Annotated in this window: 19 protein-coding genes and 2 pseudogenes; 9 read left to right on the top strand and 12 right to left on the bottom strand. The window is 59.0% G+C overall.

The genetic code is table 11. The features are described from left to right. Positions 1-229: 229 nt before the first annotated feature. The 5 genes from ACI77H_RS21950 to ACI77H_RS21930 all read left to right on the top strand — a co-directional run bounded on the left by ACI77H_RS21950 (position 230) and on the right by ACI77H_RS21930 (position 5,527). The gene (locus ACI77H_RS21950) at positions 230-2,506 is read left to right on the top strand and encodes a PAS domain S-box protein (RefSeq protein WP_407013807.1); all 2,277 of its coding nucleotides are present in this window, start codon (positions 230-232) and stop codon (positions 2,504-2,506) included. A 4-nt stretch (positions 2,507-2,510) separates the two neighbouring features. Then, entirely contained in the window at positions 2,511-3,146 is a 636-nt protein-coding gene (locus tag ACI77H_RS21945) for a response regulator transcription factor (protein WP_407013806.1), read from the top strand. A gap of 72 nt (positions 3,147-3,218) precedes the next feature. Then, on the top strand, positions 3,219-4,313 hold the full coding sequence (locus ACI77H_RS21940) for an AI-2E family transporter (RefSeq protein ID WP_407013805.1): 1,095 nt from the start codon (positions 3,219-3,221) through the stop codon (positions 4,311-4,313). Next, positions 4,310-5,041, top strand: a complete 732-nt coding sequence (locus ACI77H_RS21935; protein WP_407013804.1) for a hypothetical protein — start codon at positions 4,310-4,312, stop codon at positions 5,039-5,041. Before ACI77H_RS21940 ends, ACI77H_RS21935 begins: the two co-directional genes overlap by 4 nt. Positions 5,042-5,062: 21 nt before the next feature. Next, positions 5,063-5,527: a MaoC family dehydratase gene (locus ACI77H_RS21930; RefSeq protein WP_407013803.1), complete on the top strand. Its 465-nt coding sequence runs from the start codon at positions 5,063-5,065 to the stop codon at positions 5,525-5,527. 116 nt (positions 5,528-5,643) lie between these two features. Here ACI77H_RS21930 and ACI77H_RS21925 read toward each other — a convergent pair whose 3' ends face one another. Genes ACI77H_RS21925 through ACI77H_RS21915 form a run of 3 tightly spaced genes read right to left on the bottom strand, consistent with a single transcriptional unit; the run spans position 5,644 to position 9,622 of the window. Continuing rightward, a complete protein-coding gene (locus ACI77H_RS21925) occupies positions 5,644-7,680 on the bottom strand; it encodes an LTA synthase family protein (RefSeq protein ID WP_407013802.1) in 2,037 nt (678 codons plus the stop codon). Between the two features lie 32 nt (positions 7,681-7,712). Then, a complete protein-coding gene (locus tag ACI77H_RS21920) occupies positions 7,713-8,327 on the bottom strand; it encodes a hypothetical protein (protein ID WP_407013801.1) in 615 nt (204 codons plus the stop codon). Continuing rightward, on the bottom strand, positions 8,324-9,622 hold the full coding sequence (locus ACI77H_RS21915) for an exo-alpha-sialidase (protein WP_407014055.1): 1,299 nt from the start codon (positions 9,620-9,622) through the stop codon (positions 8,324-8,326). The genes ACI77H_RS21920 and ACI77H_RS21915 overlap by 4 nt, the downstream gene beginning before the upstream one ends. Before the next feature lie 324 nt (positions 9,623-9,946). On the opposite strand from ACI77H_RS21915, the gene ACI77H_RS21910 reads away from it, so the two are divergent. Together ACI77H_RS21910 and ACI77H_RS21905 are read left to right on the top strand one after the other, a co-directional pair. After that, a complete protein-coding gene (locus ACI77H_RS21910; protein ID WP_407013800.1) occupies positions 9,947-10,939 on the top strand; it encodes a response regulator in 993 nt (330 codons plus the stop codon). A gap of 3 nt (positions 10,940-10,942) precedes the next feature. Continuing rightward, positions 10,943-11,896 carry a diguanylate cyclase gene (locus ACI77H_RS21905; RefSeq protein ID WP_407013799.1) on the top strand — a complete coding sequence of 318 codons (954 nt, stop codon included), beginning with the start codon at positions 10,943-10,945 and terminating at the stop codon, positions 11,894-11,896. Between the two features lie 47 nt (positions 11,897-11,943). Here the strand turns inward: ACI77H_RS21905 and ACI77H_RS21900 are convergent, their stop codons facing one another. Beyond that, the gene (locus ACI77H_RS21900) at positions 11,944-12,846 is read right to left on the bottom strand and encodes a LysR family transcriptional regulator (RefSeq protein WP_407013798.1); all 903 of its coding nucleotides are present in this window, start codon (positions 12,844-12,846) and stop codon (positions 11,944-11,946) included. A gap of 335 nt (positions 12,847-13,181) precedes the next feature. Between ACI77H_RS21900 and ACI77H_RS21895 the strand changes: the two are divergent. Both ACI77H_RS21895 and salA read left to right on the top strand, forming a co-directional pair. Next, positions 13,182-14,522 (top strand): annotated as a pseudogene (locus ACI77H_RS21895) (MFS transporter). 176 nt (positions 14,523-14,698) lie between these two features. Next, positions 14,699-15,982: a salicylate 1-monooxygenase gene (gene salA / locus ACI77H_RS21890; protein WP_407013797.1), complete on the top strand. Its 1,284-nt coding sequence runs from the start codon at positions 14,699-14,701 to the stop codon at positions 15,980-15,982. A 64-nt stretch (positions 15,983-16,046) separates the two neighbouring features. Here the strand turns inward: salA and ACI77H_RS21885 are convergent. The 8 genes and pseudogenes from ACI77H_RS21885 to ACI77H_RS21850 all read right to left on the bottom strand — a co-directional run. After that, a pseudogene (locus ACI77H_RS21885) lies at positions 16,047-16,406 on the bottom strand (nitroreductase family protein); the annotation flags it as partial. Between the two features lie 107 nt (positions 16,407-16,513). Further along, positions 16,514-18,052, bottom strand: a complete 1,539-nt coding sequence (locus ACI77H_RS21880) for a cryptochrome/photolyase family protein (protein ID WP_407013796.1) — start codon at positions 18,050-18,052, stop codon at positions 16,514-16,516. Between the two features lie 25 nt (positions 18,053-18,077). Further along, a complete protein-coding gene (locus tag ACI77H_RS21875; RefSeq protein WP_407013795.1) occupies positions 18,078-18,383 on the bottom strand; it encodes a DUF6482 family protein in 306 nt (101 codons plus the stop codon). A gap of 13 nt (positions 18,384-18,396) precedes the next feature. After that, positions 18,397-19,107: an SDR family NAD(P)-dependent oxidoreductase gene (locus ACI77H_RS21870; RefSeq protein WP_407013794.1), complete on the bottom strand. Its 711-nt coding sequence runs from the start codon at positions 19,105-19,107 to the stop codon at positions 18,397-18,399. Continuing rightward, positions 19,104-19,646 (bottom strand): DUF3833 domain-containing protein, encoded by a 543-nt coding sequence (locus ACI77H_RS21865; protein WP_407013793.1) that lies wholly within the window; start codon positions 19,644-19,646, stop codon positions 19,104-19,106. Before ACI77H_RS21865 ends, ACI77H_RS21870 begins: the two co-directional genes overlap by 4 nt. Before the next feature lie 120 nt (positions 19,647-19,766). After that, a complete protein-coding gene (gene folE, locus ACI77H_RS21860; RefSeq protein WP_407013792.1) occupies positions 19,767-20,327 on the bottom strand; it encodes a GTP cyclohydrolase I FolE in 561 nt (186 codons plus the stop codon). Between the two features lie 305 nt (positions 20,328-20,632). After that, positions 20,633-21,757, bottom strand: coding sequence for an alkene reductase (locus ACI77H_RS21855; RefSeq protein WP_407013791.1), 1,125 nt, complete (start codon positions 21,755-21,757; stop codon positions 20,633-20,635). A gap of 102 nt (positions 21,758-21,859) precedes the next feature. Further along, positions 21,860-22,537, bottom strand: coding sequence for a type 1 glutamine amidotransferase domain-containing protein (locus tag ACI77H_RS21850; RefSeq protein ID WP_407013790.1), 678 nt, complete (start codon positions 22,535-22,537; stop codon positions 21,860-21,862). Positions 22,538-22,606 lie beyond the last annotated feature (69 nt).

The following is a 22,606-nucleotide window of genomic DNA, read 5'->3' as shown; positions in this document are numbered from 1 at the left end:
TGCGGGTACTCGGTGGCTGATTGTTAGCTCTATCGGTGGTCTTTCAGCGTAGTCGCTGAGGTCACCTTTTATGTCCGGCATGCTTTATATAACAATCAAACTCCAATATGGAAGTACAACCTATAGCGTATAGGATATGTACTATATTTAATGCTTGCGAGCCTAAATGACTGCAGTCATACCGCCAAGGCCGGTATATCCTTGGTTTCCCCAACGAAGCGGACCTGTGATGACCCTGACTCCCGTTCGATTGCACAGCTGGTTGCGCCTGCAGCGCGAGGGCGTGTCGCTGGCCGCCCGGGCCGATGCGTTGTGCCGGGCCCTGCAGGATTGTCCCGAGGTGCGTCGCGCGGTTTACCTGAGCTGGCAACCCCATGCGCGGATCTACAGCCATGAAGGCGCCGCCCAGCATTTCCCACCGGGCCAGGGCGACCCGTCGCTGGCCAGCGATCAGTTGCTGTTCGAGCGCTTGCTGGAAGCCGGGCGCCTCGATCTGGCGCAAGTACGGCAACTCGATTGCTGGTTGGCCGGTCGACTGCGCCGCGCCGCCATCAGCCATGGCCAGGTATTTGACCTGGCGTTGCAGCCGGGGCAGGCCGGGTTGTTGCTGGTAGAAGTCTGCGAGGGTGTGAGTTTTGATTGGCTGGGCTGGGTGCAGGATTTGCTGACGACGCTGCTCAGTAGCGTCAACGGCATGCTGCGCGGCTCGCCGCTGTTGGGCCACGATCCGCAGCCGAGTCTGTTGCTCGACGCGCAGGGTCGGCCGCAGGAATTCAACGCGGCGTTGCTGGCGCTGCTGGCGGAAAAGCCACTGACCGACGTACTGGGATTTCTGCCGGTCAATCATCGGGTGCTGGTGCGTGCCTGTCTGGACCAGCAACGCGCGATTGAAGGGGTCGAAGCCCAATTCGAAACGCAGATCCTGATCTGGACATTCATTCCCGACCCCCAGGACAACCGTGTGCTCGCCCGTTGCCGCGATGCCACCGCGCAAGTGCTGGCCGAGCGCGAAGCGACCCAGGCGCGGCGGCTGTACCGGTTGATCATCGAGAACACCACCGACCTGATTTCCCGGCACACGCCGGACGGCTGTTTTCTCGATGCCTCACCCGCCTCGTGGACGTTGCTCGGCTACTGGCCGGAAGAATTGCGCGGGCAAATGGCCCAGGGCCTGTTCCATGGCCAGGACCTGGCCAATCTGGTGCAGCGCGCCCGCGATGCGCTGGAGCAGGACGGCTACCACACGATGACCTATCGCATTCGCCATCGGGACGGGCATTACCTATGGTTCGAAACCGCCAGTCGGGCGATTCGTGAAACCTATACCGGCACGGTGGTCGAGGTGGTCAGCGTCTCCCGGGACATTACCGCCCGCGTGCAGGCCGAAGAGAACAAGCGGCGCCTGGCCGAAGTCGTCGAGGCCAACATCGACCCGGTGCTGTTTATCGATCCTGAGGGGCAAGTCACTTACCTCAACCCGGCGGCACGCCGCATCCTTGGCATCGACGAGCAACAGCCGATGCCGGTCCTGGCGCAACTGTTTGCCAGCGCCGACCTGACGCGTCTGCAACGTGACGGCTGGAGCGGTGCCGAACGCGACGGCGTCTGGAGCACCGATGCGCGCTTGCAACCACCGGGCGGCGGTGCGTCGGTGCCGGTGTCGCTGGTGCTGTTGGCGCATCGTTCGGCCGGCGGTGAGCGCTACTATTCCCTGGTGGCGCGGGACATGACCGAACGTGAACTGCGTGAAGTGCAACAGCGCCGCCATCAGGATGAACTGGCGCACACCGCGCGCCTGGTCACCCTCGGTGAATTGGCCTCGGGCATCGCCCATGAAATCAATCAGCCGCTGGCCGCGGTGGTCAATTATGCCAATGCCAGTCAGCGCTATTTGCAGACCGTGGATTCCAATCCGCAAGCCGCCGCCCGGGTGGCGCAAGGCCTGGAACGCATCACCCATCACGCCACGCACGCCTCGGAAGTGATCCGCCGTTTGCGCGCGTTTCTGCGCAAAGGCCAGCGCCGCATGCAGGCACTGAATGTCACCGATGTCGCCCGCGAAGCCGTGCGTTTGTGTGCTTGGGAGGCGAGCAATTGCCAAGTGACAATCGAGGATCGACTGCCGGATAATCTGCCGCCCGTTTATGCCGACCGAGTGTTGCTGGAACAAGTCCTGCTCAATCTGTTGCGCAATGCCATTGATGCCAACCGCGAACAACATCCGGGCCAGCCGTCGCTGATCGTGATGACGGCGGGCCAGGGCAGCGCCGCCACCGTTGACATCAACGTACAAGACCAGGGGCCCGGTGTGAGCGAGCCCGAACTGGAGCAGATCTTTACCCCGTTCTATACCAGCAAGGCTGATGGCCTGGGGCTCGGGTTGTCCATGAGCCGCAGCATCATCGAAGGTTTCGGCGGCGAATTGCAGGCCCGCCGCCAACCGGTCGGGCTGCTGATGTGCTGCCGCATGCCGCTTGCCGGTCCAACAAAACAACAACAGGAATAATGCAATGGCGGGTGTGACGGAGCACGTGGTGTATGTGGTCGATGACGATCAAGGCATGCTCGATTCAACGGTCTGGTTATTGGAATCGGTCGGCCTCAAGGCGTTGCCGTTTACCAGTGGCGTCGAATTCCTCAATGCCTGCGATGCCAGCCTGGCGGCCTGTGTGCTGCTGGATGTGCGCATGCCCGGCATGGGCGGCTTGAACGTGCAGGAAGAAATGCGTTTGCGCGAACTGAACCTGCCGATCATCTTCGTCAGCGGTCACGCCGATGTACCCATCGTGGTGCGTGCGTTCAAGGCCGGCGCTCACGACTTCATCGAAAAGCCTTATAACGAACAACTGCTGCTGGACAGCGTGCAACAGGCCCTCAGTAATTGCGCGGTCCACCGTTCGGGCAATCAAGGACATGACGCGTTGCAGGCGCGCTTGCTCACGCTAACCCCGCGGGAGCGCGACGTCCTGCTGCCGCTGGTGCAGGGTTACACCACCCGCGAAATTGCCGAGCAACTGGGCGTGAGCGCAAAAACCGTCGACCTCTACCGCTCCCGCGTGATGAAACGCATGCAGGCCAATACCCTGCCAGACCTGGTCGGCATGGCCATTGCCGCCGGACTGGTTGATCCATTGAAGCTGCGTTGAACCCTCGCGTTTTCCATCGAGCGTCTATGCTGGGCTAACCGATCCCGTACCCAAGTGATCAGGGAGGCATCCATGGAGCCCTCGTCGATCTCAGAGAAAACGCTGACGCGCACGCTGCTCGATGTGTTTATCCGGGCGGGGCTGATCGCCGTGCTGGTGCTGTTCTGCTTTGAAATCTTCAGCCCGTTCCGCGACCTGATGCTGTGGTCGCTGATCCTGGCGATCACCCTTTACCCCTTGCAAGAGCGGCTCAAAGGACCGTTGGGGCAAAAAGAAGGGCGCATCGCGACGCTGATCATTCTGATCGCCATTGTCATCCTGATGGTGCCGATTTACCTGTTGGGAACCTCGATAGCCGACTCGGTCGACCACGCCATGGAAATGGTCAAGGGCGGCGATTTCCACATTCCGCCGCCCGCCGAATCAGTCGCCAGTTGGCCGCTGGTGGGGCAGCCGCTGTCTGACTTGTGGCTCCAGGCCTCAACCAATCTCCCCGACCTGACCGCCAAATACATCCCGCAGATCAAACACGTCAGCCTGACCCTGTTAAGCAAACTGGCCGGCGTTGGCATGGGGTTCCTGACCTTTATTTTTGCCTTGATCATTGCCGGTATTTTCATGGCCCACGGCAAGAGCGGCAGCCGCAGTGCGGTGCAGATTGCCTCGCGGGTCGGCGGCCCGGCCAGAGGACCGAAAATCGCCGCACTGTGCACCGCGACCATCCGTGCGGTCGCGCTGGGCGTGGTCGGGATCGCGTTCATCCAGATGCTGTTGGTCGGGCTCGGGTTTGTCTTCAAGGGTATTCCCGGCGCCGGTTTGCTGGCCCTGGCCGTACTGTTGCTCGGCATCATGCAATTACCGGTGACGCTGATCACGCTTCCGGTGATTGCCTTCGTATTCGCCACCGAAGGCGCCAACACCGCAACGATCGTGTTTGCCATTTACGTATTCGTCGCCGGCCTGGTGGACAACGTGCTCAAGCCGCTGTTGTTGGGGCGCGGGGTCGATGTGCCGATGCCGGTGGTGCTGATCGGCGCGCTCGGCGGCATGGTCACCAGCGGCATCATTGGGTTGTTCATTGGCCCGGTGGTGCTGGCGGTCGGGTATCAACTGTTCTGGCAATGGGTCCAGGATCGGCCGTCGGAAGTGGGAGGGCCGCCACTGTGAATGCACCGGGTCATGAACTGCTGAATCACGTACTGATCGCCCACGGTGGTCTGGAACGCTGGAACAGCTTTAACCAGGTCCGCGCCACCCTCGTGACCGGTGGCTCGCTCTGGGCAATGAAAGGGCTGACCCAGGACAGCGCACCGCGGCAGATGAGCGTCTGGTTGCATGAACAGCGAGCTTCGGTAACGCCCTTTGGCGGGACCGATCAATTCACCGCCTACACGCCGGATCGAATTGCCATAGAGAATACCGCCGGCAAGGTGATTGCCGAGCGAACAGCGCCGAGGGAATCCTTTGTCGGCCATGGGGAAAACAGCCCCTGGGATCCACTGCACCGCGCGTACTTCAACGGTTACGCACTCTGGTCGTACCTGACCATGCCTTTTCAATTCACCTGGCCGGGTGTCGTGACCGAGGAAGTCGAGCCCTGGCACGAAGGTTCAGAACGCTGGCGACGCCTGCGGGTGACCTTTCCCGAGACCGTCGCCACGCACTGCGCAGTACAGGATTTCTACTTCGGTGATGACTTTCTGTTGCGCCGACACGACTACTCCGTGGACGTCAGCGGTGGCCTGCCTGCCGCGCAGTACGTTCATGGCTATGTTGAAGCCGATGGCTTGCGCATGCCCGGCAAGCGGCGCGCCTATCGACGCAAGGCTGACGGCCAGGCGGACACGGACGCCTTGCTCGTGGCCATCGATCTCAGCGACATCGGCTATTGGTAGTGCACTGTGGAGGAATGAATCATGACCGCGCATTCCTGGGAAAAACTGTATCTCGATGACCTGAGCCTGGGTCAGGAATTTGAAAGCGACCCTGTTCGCGTCCACCGGGACGCGATGCTGGCGTTTGCTCGCGAATACGACCCGCAACCCTTCCACCTGAGCGCCGAAGAGGCTGGGTTGAGCCTGTTCGGCGGTTTGGCGGCCAGCGGCTGGAACACCGCCGCCCTGACCATGAAAATGCTCGTGGCCAGCGTGCCGCTGGCTGACGGCATTATCGGTCTGGGAATCGAACTGAGCTGGCCGACACCGACCTATCCGGATGACGTGTTACGCCTGTTCAGCACCGTGCAGGCCATCGATCCGTCGGCCTCGAAACCGGATCGGGGCGTGGTGACGCTGTTCATGGAAACGCTGAATCAGAATGACAAGGTGGTGCAGCGTGCGACCGGGAAGTTGCTGGTGTTCAGAAAACCGGCGGAAGATTGAAGTGGCAGGCCCTGGCTTCAGGTTCCAGGGCAAAACTCGCTGCAGGTGTGAAAGCTTGCCCTCGATTTCAACCCGTTTGACCGACAGCGAACTCCATTACGGGGTGGCAATTACGGTTACTTGCGCACGTTCTGGTACAGCATCAGCCTGGAAGTTTCATGCATGCCGCGGGTCAGTTGCACCAGGCGCTTGAACTCTTCAGGGTTTTGCCCGGCCACGTTGTCCAGCGGCGTCGGTGAGGCCAGGTCGTGCAGCGTCGGCGAGCTGCCGTCGTGCTCCATCTGCACCATGTAGTGTTGAGTGACGCCCGCAATCAGCGGGAATGTGCCTTCCCGCAGTACCAACGGCACTACGCGTTCGCCCTCGGGCGCAGGCTGCTGAATATCACGCCCCAGGCCGCTGTTGCGAAACTCAAGTCCGGCCATGCCCGCCACCGTGGGCAGCAAGTCCACCAGGCCGACGGCTTCCTTGACGGTCCGCGTGCCGAGCAGGCCCGGTGCATGGATGATCATCGGCACTGCGTTGCTTTCCAGGCCCAGTTGTTCATAAGCCGGTGCGAGGAAAGGGATCTGGGCGATCCGGGTGTTATGGTCGCCAAACAGCACAAAAATGGTGTTGTCGTAGTAGCCACCTTCCTTGGCGATTTCCATCAAGCGTCCGATGTTGAAGTCCAGCAAACGCACGGCGTTGTACTGTTCGACACTGCGCGATCCTGCGGCCTGAACTTCCGCCAGGGTAGGGTGCTTGACCTCGAATCCGTCATTGCTCTTGGGAATTGTGAAGGGACGATGGTTGCCGGCCGTCTGCACATAAGCAAAGAACGGTTTGTCCTTGGGCAGGGCTTGCAGGATTTTGTCGGTTTCCTTGAACAGATCCAGGTCTGAAATCCCCCAGACATCCACGACCGGGGATTTCCAGTCCCGCTCTTCGAACAAGCGAACCCCGTCGATACTTTGTCGAATCAAGGCGTTCATGTTGGCCCAACCGGAGTTGCCGCCAATGGTGTAGATCTTCTCGTAACCGGCGAAGGCATTGATCAGTGTGTGCTGCTTGGTGATCAGCGGATTACGCGTCGCGGTTTCCTGTCGAGTGACGTCTGGAACCCCGCTAATGCTGGCCCAAACGGTTTTTGCGGTCCCGGTGACCGGAACATAGAAGTGCTCGAAGAACCAGCTCTGCGTGGCCAGGCGATCGATGTTGGGCGTCGGATTGATCGGGTTGCCATAGGCGCCGACGGCACTGGTACCCAAGGATTCGAGCATGACAAACATCACGTTCGGCGCCCGCGAACTCGATACCTTGTAGGGCTGTGGCGCCTGGTGACGGACGAAATTCAGGGTTTGCGGGTCGGGTTGCTCGACGCCGAGGTATTTTGAAATCACGGCGTAGTGTTCACGCACCTGCGCTTCGTCATAGCGCGACTGGCCGACCTTGACCGTGTCGTAGAGGAAGATCACGGGGTTCAGGCCCAGGGCTGCGACCTGGTTGTTACCGGAGAAGAACGCATCGCTCCAGCGCAACGGGACAGGGTTTTCAAGGTTCATGTTTTCGACACGGCCCAAAATGCCCAACAGCACCAACACGACCATCAACGCGCCACCCCAGGTGGCGGAGAGCGGGTGAATGGCTGTGCGGGGGCGGTCCAGCGTCAGGCGTTCCAGGCGCACCAAGGCCAAAGTCACCAGGGCGACCGTCGCCAGCCAACCCAATGAAATCCAGATGACCGGGTAGGTTTGCCAAACCATGTCACGGGATATTTGCGCGTCCTCGATGAAGCGCAGCACGGTGGCGTTGATCCTCACGCCAAGATAGGCGTAATGGCCAAAATCTACGATGTAGATCAGCAGCAGGGCGCCCATGGCGATGGACACATACACGCGTGCCAATTGGCGAAGCAGGCGGCTGCTGACGAGATTCCAACGCGGAATCCAGGCCAGCAACGCCACTGGCAACATCAGCAGGATGGCCAGGCGCAGATCGAAACGAAAGCCGATGCCCAGGGTTTCCAGTACCGCCTTTTCGTCGTTCAATGCGTTGGCATCGAAACCGGAAAATCCAAAGAAGAACACCACCCGCAGCAATGCAAACAGCACAAACGCAATCGCTGTCGCGCCTAGCCAATAGTGCAAACGTCTTGATTGCAGCCAACCCATCCCTGTTCCCCTGTTAAAAATGTCGTTGAATCTCAAACGGATCCGGAGTCTTTCACTGAGCCACGCAGCGTGTTCAGCCAGCCATACGACCAACGCACCGCCTGCGTGAGCAGTGCCGCGCAGCAATACAGGCCCAGCAGCGGATCAACCAGGTAATCCCAATAGTTATGCGAAGGTTTTACCCCGACGATGAAGGCCAGAGTTGCACTCGCCAGCATCACGACGGCCAGGTAACTGCGCACATAAAACAGGCCTGCCGTGAGCAGTGCGACGAAGATCAGCATTGGGCGCGGACTGAAGCCAAGCCGGTAAGGGTCCAGATAACTCAACCCCAGCGTTGCCGGGTAGAGCACCAGCGCCATCGCAGCGAAGATGATCAATACGCTGGTCGTGCTTTGCTGCGCAGACGGCAGGAAACCCAGTCGACGCAAACAGCCCCACACCATGAACACCAATGTCGTGACCGCAAGGTCATCGATGTGGCTGCGCAAGTACGCAGCCAACGACAAGCCATCCAGCGGTATGAAGCTGGCTGCCAGCAATGCGACCAACAGCACGATTCGTGCGGGCCTCTTTAAGCTGAAAGAAGGCAGCAACAGAAAGATGATGATTGCGAAGCTGATATGGGCTTGCCACAGGTTGATCATTTGGCACGCTCCGATAGCCATGCATCGTTGAAGGTGACGTGCTTGATGAAGGTGTTGTTCCAGGAATAAACCAGGTGATACATACCGTCGGGACTTCGAATGAAGTACGGGTATTCATATTCGAAACTGCAGGCTTGCTCTTTACAGACCCGGCTGTCGAGGTTGTTCAGGAACTGCGCCTCCAGCGGTTGGCGAAGTGCGCCACTGGAACCGCGAAACTCTCTGCCGATGATTTCCTTGTAAGCCTCGGGCGAAAACGTATCGCCCTCGGGATCAGGTGATTTGTCGAGGTCGCGCAGCGAGCGCCAATCGTTCATTTTTGCGTCGGTACCATAAAGGCTCAATTTGAAGCGCCCCTCCCGCAAGTCATTGAGCGCCACGAGCAACCCTCGTTCGGGCGTCGCGACGGCCGCCAACGAGGAGTTCGGATTCGAGGGATCGAGCGGATAAGGCTCGCTCCAGGTTTGCCCGGCGTCTTCAGTGCGGGTCGCCAGTACACGGTGGTGAATGTTGCCGGCATAGCGCAGCAAGGCGATACCGCGCTGTCCATCCAGCGGAACGACCGTGGGTTGCAATGAATTGTTGCCGTGGCTGATGCGGAATTTATCGATCACATCGCCGTCTGCGCTCAGGTACAGGTACTCGGAAAACTTGCCGAGAAATTCGTGGTAGACCGGTAAGCCGATGGAACCGTCGGCATGAAACACCGGGGCCGAACGTACCAGGGTGCTGATGTTCAGAAAGGGTGAAGTGATCAATTGGCGGGGTTCGGACCATTGGCGACCATAGTCGTCAGAGACCATCACGTTGACCGCACTACCGGCCCAGCCCCCCATGGACACCGACACGTAGAACAACCAGAGGCGTCCGTCCGGTGCGAGCGCGACAACCGGGTTGCCCAGCTTGCGGATGTATTTTCCAGTGCCCTGTTGGGTCGATTTCCGCGTCGCCAATACTTGCTCGGCACCCCATTCGCCGGTAGTCGCGTCGAAGCGTGCAGAGCGCACCTGCACGTCGGCTGCGCCTTCGCGGGTGCCGGCGAACCAGACCGCCATCAGGCTGCCGTCTGGCAAGGCGGTTACCGCCGAGGAATGCACGAAGTCCACCAGCCCGGATGAGGCAAAACGACTGGTATAGATGGGTTTGGCGACTTGATCAGTCACAGCCCGTACGGGATTCATCAGGGCAAAGGAAGAATGTTCAGGAGCAGGATGGGTGAACCATGCGACCGCAAACAGGCAGGAAAGGGCAACATAAGCCACGAAGGCGGGGAAGGTGGGTCGGTGGACGCGCATCATTAAGGCTGTGCATCTCATGGCCAGATAAGGCAGCGCAACCTATCACTTGTAGTTACAGACTCGGTCTTTTGCGAGACGCTGATTTGTAAGTAAACATTTGTAGCGCGGCATCCGTTCCTGTGCGCAGTAAAAACACCTTATTTATTAATATCTTGCAGCCATGAGGCCTACTCCAGGCGTCTTGTACAAAACACCTTAAATGCAAACTCGGCGTGTCTTTTAAATAAAAACCCGTAAGTTAGTGTGCCTTTTATAAAAAATACACTGTGATGCCACGAAATTTTCCCCGGTGTCCAAGACAATGAGCGCGGAGATGGTTCAGTGATTCCCCTACTGGTGTGTGACGATTCCAACATGGCCCGTAAGCAAGTGTTACGGGCACTGCCGGCTGATTGGTCGGTTTCGGTTACCGAGGCCAGTGATGGTCGCCAGGGAATGGACGCCATCCGCCAGGGCCTGGGGCAGGTGGTGCTGCTTGACCTGACCATGCCGGAAATGGACGGTTACCAAGTGCTGAGTGCGCTACGTGCCGAAGGGTTGAAGGCGCAAGTCATCGTGATCTCCGGTGACGTTCAGGAAGGTGCTGTGCGGCGGGTGCGTGAATTGGGTGCCCTGGCGTTCCTGAAAAAGCCCTTCAGCGAAAGCGAGCTGCGCCAGACGCTTGGCCAACTGGGGCTGCTGACGGAAGTTGGCCGGCCGGGGCAGGGGAGTCGTCAGGCTGCGAACACGGTCATCAGTTTTCGCGATGTATTCCGTGAAACGGTCAACGTCGCCATTGGCCGGGCGGCAGCCTTGATCGCCAAGGTATTAGGGGTATTTGTGCAGTTACCGGTGCCGAACGTGAACATCCTCGAAGTCGGCGAATTGCACATGGCATTGACCGACGCCGGTAGTCGCAAGCAGCACACGGCCATCTGTCAGGGTTTTATCGGCAGTGGCATCGCCGGCGAAGCCTTGCTTATGTTTCACGATTCGGAAATCGCTGACATAGCCCAATTGATGCAGCGTCAGAGCGCCGAGTACTCGGACCTGGAAATGTTGCTGGACCTCTCCAGCGTTCTGATCGGCGCCTGCCTGAGCAGCATTGCCGAACAGATCGATGTGGTGTTTTCTCAAGGTCACCCACAGGTCCTCGGCCAACACGCGGCCATCGACGAACTGATCCGGGTCAACCACCAGCACTGGAAAAAGACCTTGGCGGTGGAGATCAGCTACAGCCTGGAAGGGCACGATATTCGTTTCGACTTGTTGTTGCTGTTCACGGAAGACTCGATCGAACGGTTGACCCATAAACTCGCCTACCTGATGAACTGAACCATGAACGTCTCAATCGATCTGAACGAATTTCACTGGTTGCTGGCAATCGTCCAGAGCATCGACGTCGGGGTGGTGGTGCTTGACCGCGATTATTGTGTGCAGGTCTGGAACACCTTTATGGAGAACCGTTCCGGCGTGCAGCCCAAGGATGCTCATAATCAGTGTTTCTTCAGCCTGTTTCCCGAAGTCAACCGCGAATGGTTCACCCGCAAGGTGGAAAGCGTCGCGACCCTGGGCACACCCGCGTTCACGATCTGGGAACAGCGTCCTTATCTGGTGCGGTTCAAGAACTACCAGCCGATCACCGGCCAGGAAGACTTCATGTACCAGAACACCACTCTGTTGCCGCTGCGCTCCACCGACAGCCACATTAACCACATCTGTCTGGTGATCTATGACGTCACTGATGTCGCCACCAACCGGCGCCAGCTCCAGGCCGTTAATGCCCAGTTACAACAACTCTCCAGCACTGATCGGCTGACGGGCCTGTACAACCGCGGCCATTGGGAGGAAAGCCTGAAAGTCGCCTATGCCCGGCATCAGCGCCATGGCAATGCCACCAGCCTGGTGATGTTCGATATCGACCACTTCAAACGGGTCAACGACACCTACGGTCACCAGGCGGGCGATCACGTCATTGAGCAAGTCGCCAGGCTGCTCCGCGAACACGTGCGCGACAGTGATGTGGCGGGGCGCTACGGAGGGGAGGAATTTGCTGTTGTGCTTTCGGACACCGACAAAGTCGGCGCACGTGTTTTTGCCGAGCGACTGCGCAAGTCGGTCGAAGCGCTGGAAGTGCTGCACGATGGCCACAGCATCCGTTTCACCATCAGTCTGGGCATCGCCGACCTGAGCAAACCCTCGGTCAACCACGCCGACCTGATCGCTTGGGCGGACCACGCACTGTATGCATCGAAGCATGCCGGGCGCAATCGGGTGACGGTGTATGAGTAGATAGAACCATCTACTGAACCCTATGGATGAAGGGGCGAGGGCACGCCTCAATCAGAAAACAGCTCGAACATTAGCTGGCGAAGCCAACGATTGGCGGGGTCCTTGTTATAGCGTGCATGCCAGAACAAATTTATTTCGATGTTAGGCAGTTCCACTGGCGTCGGTAGTACCGCGAGCCCAAAGGGTTGTTCGCAACTTCTGGCGAATCGTTCAGGCACTGTTGCCATTAAGTCGGTGCGTTGAAGTATGTGACCGACTGCGACGAAATGGGGGACCTCCAGGCGTATGTTTCGCTCGATGCCGGCCCTTGCCAGAAACGTATCGACTTCGCCGTGCCCGGTGTTCGCCGCTACGACGCGAACGTGGCCAAAACTGCAAAAGCGCTCAAGCGTTAACGGCTCCCTGGTCGCCGAATGGTCCTTACGGCAAATGCAAACATAACGATGGTGAAACAGGCGCTGCTGAAAAAATCCGGCTTGCAGGTGCGGCAGTAATCCAACGGCGAGGTCGATCGCGCCGTTCTGCAACCCTTCGGCCAAGGTATCGGAGGTGTTGCGCAACGTGCTGATCGAGCAACCCGGAGCCCGCTCAGCCAGCGCGTCCATCAGCCGCGGCATGAAGTAGATTTCGCCAATATCGGTCATCGCCATCGTAAATCGACGATTGCAGTTGAGCGGATCAAACGTGTCCTGTCGGCTCAGCGCATCACGTAAGGTCTGGATGGCCAGTGCAACCGGCTCAGCCAACTGCCGGGCGTAGGGCGTGGGCTCCATTCCTTGATAAGTGCGAACGAACAGCTCGTCGTTCAAGGTGACACGCAGTCGCTTTAACGCGTTGCTGACAGCGGGCTGGGTCAACTCAAGGCTATCCGCCGCCGTCGATACCCGGCGGTCAATGAGCAGTTGGTTGAACACCAGAAGCAGATTGAGATCCAGCTCACGCAATTCCATAACGCCTCGTGCAGATTACGCGCTCATAGCGGCGATAGTTTTTTGCCCGTTGTGGGGTCTGCACCGCGCTGAAATTGCCGCTGCAAGCGCCAAAGCCTAACAAGTGCCGGACCGCTGCGTCCATCGTGAGATCGATGAGGCTTTTACTCCCCTTCGATCTTTATTCACGTCGAAATAATGCCTATTCATCTGGCTGCATTTATCACGGTCGATCGTTTGCCCATCATCGAATGCATGTCCAGTGCTGAACGTTCTGCGTAACACCATTGGGCACCGCGCAATTTCCGGAGGCATCAGATCTCCGGCTCTATAACAATGACAAGAAGAGCGATGCCATGCGTACGATTGATGTCTCAGCCCTGATTGACGGGGCACGTTTCAATGCCTTCCATGCGCGCGTGCTGTTCTGGTGCGCGCTGATCATCATTTTCGACGGTTACGATCTGGTCATCTATGGGGTCGTATTGCCCTCACTGATGGCCGAGTGGGGCCTCAGTTCGTTGCAGGCGGGCGCGTTAGGGAGCTGTGCGCTGGTGGGCATGATGTTGGGTGCGTTGTTTTTCGGTTCACTGTCGGATCGGATAGGCCGACGAAAAACCATCATGATGTGCGTCGCCATCTTCAGCGCAGTCACAGCGATCAACGGTCTGGCACGGAGCCCCGAGGCTTTCGCCTTATGCCGATTCATCGCCGGTCTTGGGATCGGTGGGGTAATGCCCAACGTGGTCGCGTTGATGAACGAGTACGCGCCAAAGAAATCCCGTAGCACATTGGTCGCGATCATGTTCAGTGGCTACTCGTTAGGCGGAATGCTATCGGCGACCCTGGGCATGGTGCTGATCCCACAGTGGGGATGGCAAGCGGTGTTTTATGTCGCGCTGATTCCTCTGCTGGCCTTGCCATTTCTGATCCGCCAATTGCCAGAGTCGATGGATTTCCTTTTGCGCACCGGGCAGACCGTCAAGGCCCAAAACCTGTTGGCACAAGCTGCACCATCTTATGAACCAAACGCAAATGACCAGTTGAACCAGATGGTCGCCAAAGGCACGACTGTGTCGATTTCGCAGTTGTTCCAGGACGGGCGCAAGTTGAACACCTTCATGCTTTGGCTGGCGTTTTTCTGTTGTTTGCTAATGGTTTACGCACTGAGTTCCTGGCTGCCGAAACTCATGACTGCCGCAGGCTACGGATTGAACTCCAGCCTGGCGTTTCTGATAGCGCTAAACGTCGGCGCGATTATTGGTGCGGTAGGCGGTGGATGGCTGGGGGATTGAATTGGTATCGCCAAGGTCTTGTTTGCGTTTTTCAGTTGTGGAGCATTAGCCCTTTGCCTGTTGGCGCTCAAGGCGCCGTTACCGGTTCTTTATCTGCTCATCGCCATCGCGGGGGCATGCACCATTGGCACCCAAATCCTGGCCAACGCCTGCACGGTGCAGTATTACCCTGCGCACATACGCTCGACGGGGCTTGGTTGGGCGATGGGCGTCGGTCGCACCGGTGCCATCATCGGCCCTCTGTTAGGCGGCGCACTGCACGCTTCTTCATTGCCGCTGCAGGCGAGTTTTCTGATCTTCGCCGTACCAGGACTGATAGGGGCCATCGCTATTCTGGTGTTTCTGATTCAGAACTCTCCAGGCCGCCAGGCCGCTTCATCCAAACACCCCGTGCCGCAGTAACGACTGCAGAAAAAGGCGAGCTCAAGGAAGAGCTCGCCTGGCCAATGATCGCGCGTCCTGAAAAGTAATATTCATACTCGTGATGGCATGTATGGGCGTTGCGGTATTTATCAATAGCGCTCGGATGGCGATGATTTGGTGACTCCAATAACAATCAGCCTTATGGGTAACTTGCTATGCGTACTTCTCAATCCAAACTGCAAATCGGCATTGTTGGCGGCGGTATCGCCGGCGTGGCTCTGGCCCTGGACCTGTGCCGTCATTCCCATCTGAGCGTGCAGTTGTTCGAATCGGCACCCGCCTTTGGCGAGGTCGGTGCGGGTGTCTCCTTCGGCGCCAATGCCGTGCGTGCCATTGCGGGTCTGGGTATTGCCGAACCCTACCGCAAGATTGCCGACCAGACGCAGGACCCCTGGCAGGACATCTGGTTCGAATGGCGCCGTGGTGAAGATGCCGGCTATCTGGGCGCAAGCCTGGCCGAAGGGGTAGGGCAGTCGTCGGTACACCGTGCTGACTTCCTCGATGCTCTGGCCAGTCAGTTGCCCGAAGGAATCGCCCAATTCGGCAAGCGCGCCGTCAGCGTGGAGCAGGATGCCGAGCAGGCTCGCGTGCTTTTCACCGATGGCACTGAGCATCGCTGTGATTTGTTGATCGCTGCGGACGGGATCAAGTCATCGATTCGTGATCATGTTCTCAACGGTCTTGGCCAACCTCTGGTAGCACCGCGTTTCAGCGGTACCTGCGCCTACCGTGGGATGATCGACAGCCAACAGCTGCGTGCGGCCTACCGGGCTCGGGGTATCGATGAGCACTTGATCGACGTCCCGCAGATGTACCTGGGGCTCGACGCACACATCCTCACATTCCCGGTAAAGCAAGGCCGATTGATCAACGTCGTGGCCTTCATTTCCGATCGCAGTCGCCCTGATCCAGCCTGGCCAAGTGATTCTCCGTGGGTGCGCAATGCCAGCCAGGAAGAAATGCTCTCTGCCTTCAATCATTGGGGAGACGCTGCACGGGTACTGCTCGAATGCATTCCGGCCCCGACCCTTTGGGCTCTTCATGAACTCGAAGAGTTGCCAGGCTACGTGCACGGACGCGTGGGGCTGATCGGCGATGCGGCGCACGCCATGTTGCCGCACCAGGGCGCTGGCGCAGGTCAGGGCCTGGAAGACGCCTGGCTTTTGGCCCGATTGCTGGCCGATCCGCAGGTCCTGGACAGCCAGCCACAAGCGGTGCTCGCGGCTTACGACGCCATCCGTCGTCCCCGTGCCTGCCGTGTGCAGCGTACCTCCTGGGAAGCCGGGGAGCTTTATGAACTGCGTGATCCGGCTGTAGCCGATGACGAACAGTTGCTGAGCAAAACCCTCGCCGAGCGTTTCGACTGGCTGTGGAATCACGATATGCAATCCGACCTTCAAGAGGCTCGTGCCCAACTGGGTTGGCGAGCACTCGCCTGAAGAACTGAACCGACAAGTACGCAGGGACCGTCCCGCAGCACTGGCTATCGCTGGCAGCATTCGCTTACACGAACTGCAAAACCTCGTTAACGTTTTTACGAGGCTTTTGCGGCCAGTTGGCCGAGCCAGGGTAGCCAACGGTGATCAACATCACCGGGATCTCCGTAGCAGAAAGACCGAACGCTTGCGCCACTGCCGACGGGTCGAACCCGATCATGGGTGTCGAAACAAGGCCTTGTCCTTTGGCCGCGAGCATCAGGGTCATGGCCGCCAGCGAGCCTGAGCGGATCGCTTCATCGCGTTGTAACTGCGGGTTGTTCTGGTACATGCCTTGAGCGGCGCCAACCCACATGTCGTAAATCGTCTGATCAATGATCCCGGCATCCAGTGCCGGTTTCAGGGCTGAAGGCAGCGTTTCATGGGGACGATGTGCATGCCGTCTGTCTGGCCGAAGGTGTCGCATCTGCGGCCGAAGGTCAGGTATGTGGTCGATGAGCTGGTCAAGCTGTGTGAGCATTGGCAGTGATGCCGTCACAACGACTCCCCGTTATCCAGTTTGGCGAGCAGTTTCTGGCCCCGCTCCCAGAGCGCTTGCTGCTTGGGTTCAGTCATGCGGTCGAGATTTTTGTAGACCATGCTCATGCGCTGATTGCTGCGCAGCAGGTCGCCGTGACGCATCAGGAAATGCCAATAAAGTGAATTGAAGGGGCAGGCGTCGTCTGTCGTGCTTTCACTGACTTTGTACGCGCAGTTTCGGCAGTAGTCAGACATGCGCTTTATATATTGGCCACTGGCACAGTAAGGCTTGGAGCCCAGGTAACCGCCGTCGGCGTGCATGACCATGCCCAGTGTATTGGGGAGTTCAACCCAGTCGAAGGCGTCCATGTAGATCGCCAGGTACCAGTCGCAAATCTGGCTCGGCGCGATGCCGGCCAGCAGCGCAAAGTTGCCGGTCACCATCAGCCGCTGGATATGGTGGGCATAGGCATGTTTCAAATTTTGGCCGATGGCCTGGCTCATGCAGTTCATGCGGGTGTCGCCCGTCCAATAGAACTCCGGAAGTGGCCGGCTGTTGCCGAATAGATTGCCGCCGGCGTAATCGGGCATTTTCAGCCAGTAGACGCCCCGTACGTATTCACGCCAGCCGATGAGTTGGCGGATAAAGCCTTCGGCGGCATTGAGTGGAATCCGCTGCGCCCAATACGCAGCCTCCACGTCGTGGCACAACTGACGCAGATCCAGCAGGCCAATATTGAGCGCCGCACTGATACGCGCATGGAACAGAAACGGCTCATCACTGGCCATGGCGTCCTGATAGTCGCCGAATCCTGCCAGGCCATAATCCAGAAAATAGGCCCACAGCGCCTGCGCGTCGGCATGGGTGACCGGATAGTTGAAGTCGTCTAGCGCGCCGTAGTGATGGGCGAATCGCGCCCTGACCAGCGCAAGCACGTCACGGGTGATGGCGTCGTCGCTGAAGCGGACCGGGTAGGGCGCTTTCACCCCTTTGGGCAGAGACTTGCGGTTCTCGGTATCGAAATTCCACGCGCCGCCCACCGGAGAGCCGTCGCCATTGAGCAACAAACCGCTCTTGCGGCGCATCTCGCGGTAGAAGAACTCCATGCGCAACTGCTTTTTGCCCTCCGCCCAGGCGCCGAACTCTGCGCGACTACACAGAAAGCGCGTGTCGACGTGCCAATGGATGGGTAAGCCACAGTCCTTGAGCGCCTGTTCCAGCCGCCAGTCCCCGCACTCGGTGACGTGCACTTCATCTACTTGCAGCAGCAGTTGCCAGCGTCGCAACTCACTCGCCACTGAACCGCTGTTATGCGGATCATCCAGGGTGACGTACTCGACCTGTACACCCTGGTCTCGCAGCGCTTTGGCGAAATGGCGCATGGCACTGAAGATCAGGGCGATCTTCTGCGGATGGTGGGGCACATGGCTGGCTTCTTCCATGACCTCGACCAACAGGACCGTGTCGCACTCGGCATCGAGTTGCTGTAATGAAGCCAGGTCAAAGGACAACTGGTCGCCCAGTACCAGGCACAACCGATGGCGTTTGTTCATTCAGTTCAGTCCAGCGTCATCCGGTTCATAAAGGCGTGGTCAGCGAAAACGGAATTCGCAGCTCCTCGACGGGACCGGCATCCCGGCCGCACATCTCGTCGTGCACGCATTGCTGCACCAACACGCAGGGAAATGCCGGCACGGTGTGCATCAAGTCACGCAGGTGGGTGATTGACCGCAGGTGCATCGGCTTGGCCGCATCGTCGAGCAAAGTGAATTGGCCATGATCCAGACGGATCCGTGCCAGATAGAAACCACCTTCGAGTGACAGTAACTCCAGCTCGCGTATTTCGCTGTTGGCCGCACGCTCGGTCAGGGTTTGCAGGTTCATGCTTTCTCCTTGCCTACCAGGGTAGGCGTTCTCCATCGTAGGCAAAGAAATGGCCGCTATCGGCCGGCGTCAACTGGTCAATCAAGGTCAATAGTTCTGCCGCGGCAATGCCTGCCGGACGTGCGCTGGAGGCCCGACGAAAAGGTTGCGACAACCCTGACACGACCGTGCCCGGATGCAGACTCAGCAAGCGGCTCTGCGGACGAGTGCGGGCCAATTCGATGGCGGCGGTCTTGATCAGCATGTTCAGCGCAGCCTTCGAGGCGCGATAGGCGTACCAGCCACCCAGACGGTTGTCGCCAATGCTGCCGACCTTCGCCGAGAGCATCGCCATCGCGCCTCGGGGATCAAGCAGTGGCAAAAAGTGCCGCAACACTAGCGCCGGCCCTAGCGTGTTCACTTGAAACACCGCCTGCAACGCTTGCGCCTCAATCGCGCTGTAGCTTTTTTCTGGCTTGACCTGGTCGCGATGGAGCAGGCCGGCAGCGTGGACGATCAACTGATAGGGCGCTTCTGCTGCCAATGCGGTGGCAGCGCCGGCGATGGTTTCAGGTTGTTCCAGATCCAGCGCGGGAACTGTAGTGCGCCCCAGCTCGCGAACCCCGGAACATCGCGGGTCCTGATGGAGCAACTCGCAAAAAGCCGTCCCCAGGGCACCACTGGCGCCGATCACCAGCGCGCGATAACCGTCGCCGAGGGAGACCAGGGTGAACGCGCTGTTCATTGGCTTTCTCCTGCGCCCTGGCGCCGGAAGAACAACGTCACCTGGCCGACCTCGACGCCCAGCTTGGACATGCTGGTGCGGTTGATCAACGTGTCCTCGTCCATCAGGTACATCCAGTCGTCCATGCTCATTTCGTAGGTTGAGCCGTCCACCGGCAGGTTCAGGCGATAACGCCAGCGCAAGGCATTGCCGGCGATTTCGCCCTGAGCGACACCTACCACATCATCCGCGCGCCCGCTCCAGCGCCCCTGGCCCTCTGGCGTCAGGGTCCAGACCCGGCGTTGGCGGGTGCCGTCGCTGTACAGGAAGCGCTCATCGAGAATCAGGTTGTTGCCCTCACGATGGCTGACGATGTTGACCTCGAAGCGCTTGGCCACCTCACCGGAGCGCTTCTGAAACATCCCCCAGGCTTTCACGGGTTTGCTGAAAAAGCGTTCCAGATTCAATGCCGGTTGCTGATCCGCATAGTGGGTGACATCCACGCTGCCACAGCTCGCAACGCTGAGTGCCAGAGCCAGTAAAACCAAAAGTCGAGTCATTGCCTTTCTCCCTGAGTGCCCAGGTGATGAGGGTGAAGTGTCGAAAACCATGCTTGTACAGTGAGCTAGTGGTGTACAGGTTTATGGCGCCTGTCTAAGGTCAGAAGCCGGCTTCCTGCATCAACTTCGCCGCCCAATCAGTTGCAGGAATTCCTGGCGCGTCGTAGAGCTCTCGCGGAAGGCGCCCAGCATCACGGAGGAGGTCATGATCGAGTTCTGCTTCGCCACGCCGCGCATCATCATGCACATGTGCCTGGCTTCAATGACCACGGCCACGCCGGCGGCGTCGGTAATCTGCTGGATCGCCTCGGCAATTTGCCGGGTGAGGTTTTCCTGGATCTGCAGGCGACGCGCGAACATGTCCACCACACGCGCCACCTTCGAGAGCCCCAGAACCCTGCCCGTGGGGATGTACGCCACATGCGCCTTGCCGATAAAAGGCAGCATGTGGTGCTCACACAAGGAATAAAGCTCGATGTCGCTGACGATGACCATCTCATCGCTTTGCGACTCGAACAAGGCACCGTTGGTGACGTCTTCCAGGCTCATCGAGTAGCCATTGCACAGATACTGCATCGCTTTGGCCGCCCGTTTTGGCGTGTCCAACAGGCCTTCACGGTCGGGGTTTTCACCGACGCCGACGAGAATTTCACGGTAATGGTGGGGTAATAGTGGGTTCATTCAGGCTTCTCGCGGCGATGCAGGCGGTGATCGGGGGGGCCGCCCCTGACAGCAGGAAAGAGCCTGTTGATGGGGAATCGGCGAGCAACCCATTGACAGATAGTTGTACGATACGTGTCTGCGTGTATAGGTTTTACTCAAGATAGGCTGAAAAAATCCACCTGACAATGAGGCAGCCATCTTTTTGTGTAGATGCGAGAACGCCCTATCAAAGAGCGGGGGGAGTTGATCGGGCAACGAAAAGGCGAGAGGTGGTGAAAATGCGCGCTCCCGGGGAAATGGGAGCGCTGGTTTGACCCGAGCGGTTATTCGCCGTAGGTGGGGTAATCCACATAGCCTTCGGCATTGCCGCCGTAGACCGTAGCCTGATTCAGGGCATTGAGCGGCCAATCATTGGCGATCCTCGCTGGCAGATCCGGATTGGCCATGAACGGGCGGCCGAAAGCGATGAGATCTGCCAATCCCGACTCAAGCATCCGCGCGCCGGATTCGGCGTTGTATCGCCCGGCATAAATGATCGCGCCACTGAAGGTGTCGCGCACCGCACGGCGAAAGGCTGGCGGCATCACCGGCGCGTCGTCCCAGTCGGCTTCGGCGATGGACAGGTAGGCGATGCCCACGTCTTCAAGCACCTTGATCGCTTCGATGTACGTCGTGTGCGGGTCATCCTCCACCATGCCCAGATAGGTCCGCGCTTCATCGGTGGTGGTGAACAGCGGCGCGAAACGCACGCCGACTTTCTCCCTGCCGATGCATTCGGCGACGCCCGCCACCACTTCGCGCAGAAAACGCAGGCGATTGTGCAGAGCGCCACCGTACTGATCGGTGCGCACATTGCTGTGGGCAGAAATGAACTGGTTCACCAGGTAGCCGTTGGCACAGTGCAGTTCGATACCGTCGAAGCCCGCGTCCATTGCGTTGCGTGCCGCCTGAATATAGAGCTGAACCAGTTCCTGGACTTCATCCGTGCTTAGCGCTCGTGGAGCGGATGGCGCAACAAGCGCGCCGGCACCCGGCGCCGTCTCGATGAATACGCTGACACGGTCGGTGGCGATGGCGGAGGCCGACACGGGTGCCGCGCCATCGGGTTGCAGCGCGGTGTGGGACACACGGCCGACGTGCCACAGCTGAGCGAAGATCACGCCGTCCCTGGCATGAACAGCCTCGGTCACCGTGCGCCATCCGGCAATTTGTTCAGGCGTGTGAATGCCCGGCGTCCAGGCGTATCCCTGACCCCTGGGCTCGATCTGCGTGCCTTCAGTGACCAGCAGACCGGCGCCGGCGCGTTGCTGGTAATACTCGGCCATCAACGAATTGGCGACGTTGCCCGGTTGCGTGCTGCGCTGGCGAGTGAGGGGAGGCAGGACGATGCGGTTCTTGAGGGTGTGCAGGCCCAAGGTTGTTGGAGTGAAGAAAGCACTGCTGTTCATGAAATACCTATTCATTTATTATTAGACCAGTCGTCTATTAACGGGGCGAAAAAAAACACCGTGAAGGTCGCGCACGGTGCCTGGACATTGATTCGATAGCCGTCAGGCCAACATTTTCAGCAGTTTTTCGGCTACGGCCGCCGAGCTGGCAGGGTTTTGACCGGTCACCAGCTGACCATCGGCGACCACATGAACCTGCCAGTCGGCCACCTTGGAATAACGCCCGCCAAGACGCTGGAATTCGTCTTCGATGAGGAACGGCACCACATCCGTCAGGCCGACTGCCGCTTCTTCAGCATTGGTGAAACCGGTCACGTCGCGACCCTGAATCAACGGCTTGCCATCAGCGGCGACGACGTGGCGCAGCACGCCCGGCGCGTGGCAGACAAAACCGTGGGGCTTGTGGCTGCGGTCAAAGGCTTCGATCAAGGCGATGGAGTGTTTGTCTTCCGCCAAGTCCCACAGCGGGCCATGTCCACCGGGATAAAACACCGCATCAAAATCGGCAGCGCTGACATCGCCCAGACGCCCAGTGTGAGCCAATGTCAATTGAGCCTCAGGGTCTTTGCGGAACCGGTCGGTGTCGGCGGTTTGTGCACCAGGCTCGTCACTTTTTGGATCGAGCGGTGGCTGGCCACCGGCCGGCGAAACCAGAGTGATCTCTGCGCCCGCATCCTTGAAGGCGTAGTAGGGGGCCGCGAACTCTTCGAGCCAAAAGCCGGTTTTCTTGCCGGTGTTGCCAAGTTGATCGTGGGAAGTCAGAACCATCAAGATTTTCATAGCGCGCCCTGGGCTGGTCGGGTGTTCGAGAACGGTTCGTCTTCGACACCTCGGTAGGTTTGAGGGGCA

Origin of the sequence: Pseudomonas sp. O230 (assembly GCF_045447035.1) — a bacterium.
In the GTDB taxonomy this organism is placed as follows: Bacteria; Pseudomonadota; Gammaproteobacteria; order Pseudomonadales; family Pseudomonadaceae; genus Aquipseudomonas.
This window is presented reverse-complemented; position numbering and strand designations above follow the sequence as displayed.